We start from the raw sequence: 2601 nt of genomic DNA, 5'->3' as shown, positions 1-2601 counted from the left end.
ATTCAACCCAAATGGTATCAAATTACAGTCATAAAAGTGTTTATTTTTATTGCAATAACACTAATTTTACTCGGGTTTTTATGGTATCGCTTACGCGTGATTAAACGCAGAAACGAAAACTTGTCTAACGAAATTAATCGCCGTATTTTTTTAGAACACAAAGTAGAAAACTTGCGTGAAGAAGTTGCCCGCGATTTCCATGATGAAATCGGAAATAAAATTGCGTCTGTCATCGGATTATCAAACAATTTAAAACACAGCGAAAAAGTAATTTCTCCCAAAGTTGACAAAATCACGTCGCTTTCTAAGGAAATTTATCATACTGCCAAAGACTTTGTTTGGTCATTAAATCCAAAAAACAACAACATAGAAAGTTTGTGTAAATACCTAAGAGATTATGGCGAAAATTTCTTTGATCTTTTTGACGAAATTGACTTTCTATATCAAGAAATAGATATTATTCCTATTGACATTTCATACATAAAAAGCAGAAACATGATTTTGGCTTTCAAAGAGATTCTAGCCAATATCATAAAACATTCAAAAGCAACAAAAGTAATTTTTAAAGTGCATTTAAAAGACACAAAATTCACCGTTCAAATTCAAGATAATGGTATTGGAATTGACACAATGAACTCATCTCATGGAAATGGTTTAAAAAACATTAAAAAACGTATGGAAATGATCAATGCCGAAATGCATATTGAAAAACCGGAAGGTGTTTTTTACACTTTTATTTTAGACTTACAAGACGAACTGATAAAAACGAACGAATCATGAACAAAAAATATATTTCTATCGTAGAAGACAATGCCATCTTTAGAGAAAATATGGTCGCTTACATTCAGCAACTTGATACGTATTTTTTATTGGGTGTTTATGAAGATTTTGAAACGGCTTTTGCCGATTTTAAATCGGGAAACCATGCCGATATTGTATTAATGGATATTGGTTTGCCTGGCATCAACGGAATTGAAGGTACAAAAATGATAAAACAACAATTTCCAAAAACCGAATTGATTATTGTGACCGTTTTTGAAGATAGCAATATGGTTTTTGAAGCATTAAAAGCGGGCGCATGCGGATATTTAACCAAAAGTTTAGGCTTACCCGAACTCAACAAAGCACTGGCCGATTTGGAAAAAGGTGGCGCACCAATGAGCAATAAAATTGCCAAAATGGTCGTTGAATCTTTTCAATTAAATCACCAAGATAATACCTTATCAAAACGTGAAAAAGAGGTGTTAACATTACTTGCCAAAGGAAAAACGTACAGTACTATTGCGGAAGAATTGTTTGTGTCTAAAACGACGGTTCGCACACATATTCGAAACATTTACCAAAAACTACACGTAAACTCCAAAGCAGAAGCCATTCAGTTGGCAAACGAGAAAAAAATGATCTAAAAAAACTCACAGTATTACACATTAAACCTAAAATTTTTGTGTAAATACTGTGAGAGCTTTTTAAAATAAAACTAGAAAAAAAGTCCTATTATTGACATCCATATTGTGTACACCAATACGTTGCACAACCATCCTGCGTTACTATGTATGTTTTACAATTTTTTCCTCTCGTAAAGCATTCACAAGTTGCCGTTTCAGGACCTTTTCCTTTTACAGTGTCTACCTCGAAGTTTGATACTACATTTTTCTTCAAACTCAATTTGCTTTTCATTCCTTGTTTTTTCATAATTTCTATGTTTTGTGATTTTATTCAAAAGTAGTTTGGAATTTGACACACGGAATCGTTCAAATTGCAGTATTCCTTGCAAATAATAGCATGAATACTGCTAAATGTTAACATTTTGCCCAATCACAAGACATTTGGTATCTTAGCGACAGCTATGAAATTCAACTATTACATCTACGTACTTGTTGCGCTACTATTTGTGGCATGCAAAGACGAACCTTATGAGGAAATTCCTGGTCAAGAAATTGGCGAATTCCGAAAGGTGCTGTTGGATTTTAATATTCCATCTAATTTCCCAACTTTAGTGTATGATATTGAAGCCAATCCGCCAACGGAAACTGGTTTTGAATTGGGAAGACGCTTATTTTACGAAGGTCGTTTGGCTTCTGATAACGTTGTTGCTTGCGGATTTTGCCATATTCAAGAATTTGCATTCACACATCACACACACATTATAAGTCACGGAGTTGATGGCGCATTAGGAAGCAGAAACGCACAACCGCTTCACAATTTAGCTTTTCAGAACGAATTTAATTGGGATGGCGCTGCTATCCATTTAGACATGCAACCAATCATTCCTATCACAACTGATGTAGAAATGAATGAGACATTTACAAACATCATCGCAAAATTACAAGCACATCCTGATTATCCGCGATTGTTTCGTGAAGCATTTGAAAACGGAGAAATAAATTCAGAAAATATCTTAAAAGCCTTATCGCAATTTATGGTAATGATGGTGACAGGTAACAGTAAATACGACAAATTTCGTCGCAACGAAGGAAACGTAACCTTAACTGCCAACGAAACGCAAGGCATGGAATTATTCAATCAAAAATGTGCTTCTTGCCATTCGGGCGAATTATTTACCGATCAATCATTTAGAAACAATGGACTAGCAATTGATCC

General features: G+C 34.3%; 4 protein-coding genes. 3 read left to right on the top strand and 1 reads right to left on the bottom strand.

The genetic code is table 11. The annotated features are described in order from the left end of the window. Together AB8B65_RS00995 and AB8B65_RS00990 are read left to right on the top strand one after the other, a co-directional pair. Positions 1-780 (top strand): sensor histidine kinase (locus AB8B65_RS00995; RefSeq protein WP_405298923.1); only part of this gene is annotated, 780 nt, incomplete at its 5' end. Then, positions 777-1406 carry a response regulator gene (locus tag AB8B65_RS00990; protein WP_405298922.1) on the top strand — a complete coding sequence of 210 codons (630 nt, stop codon included), beginning with the start codon at positions 777-779 and terminating at the stop codon, positions 1404-1406. The genes AB8B65_RS00995 and AB8B65_RS00990, both read left to right, overlap by 4 nt. Before the next feature lie 88 nt (positions 1407-1494). Here AB8B65_RS00990 and AB8B65_RS00985 read toward each other — a convergent pair whose 3' ends face one another. Then, positions 1495-1692: a hypothetical protein gene (locus tag AB8B65_RS00985; RefSeq protein WP_405298921.1), complete on the bottom strand. Its 198-nt coding sequence runs from the start codon at positions 1690-1692 to the stop codon at positions 1495-1497. A 154-nt stretch (positions 1693-1846) separates the two neighbouring features. Between AB8B65_RS00985 and AB8B65_RS00980 the strand changes: the two genes are divergently transcribed. Continuing rightward, on the top strand, positions 1847-2601 hold a 755-nt coding region (locus AB8B65_RS00980; protein WP_405298924.1), incomplete at its 3' end, for a cytochrome-c peroxidase.

The sequence above is a fragment of the Kordia sp. genome, from assembly GCF_045105435.1.
In the GTDB taxonomy this organism is placed as follows: domain Bacteria; phylum Bacteroidota; class Bacteroidia; order Flavobacteriales; family Flavobacteriaceae; genus Kordia.
Note: the sequence above shows the minus strand (reverse complement) of the source record. Positions and strands in the feature narration are given on the sequence as shown.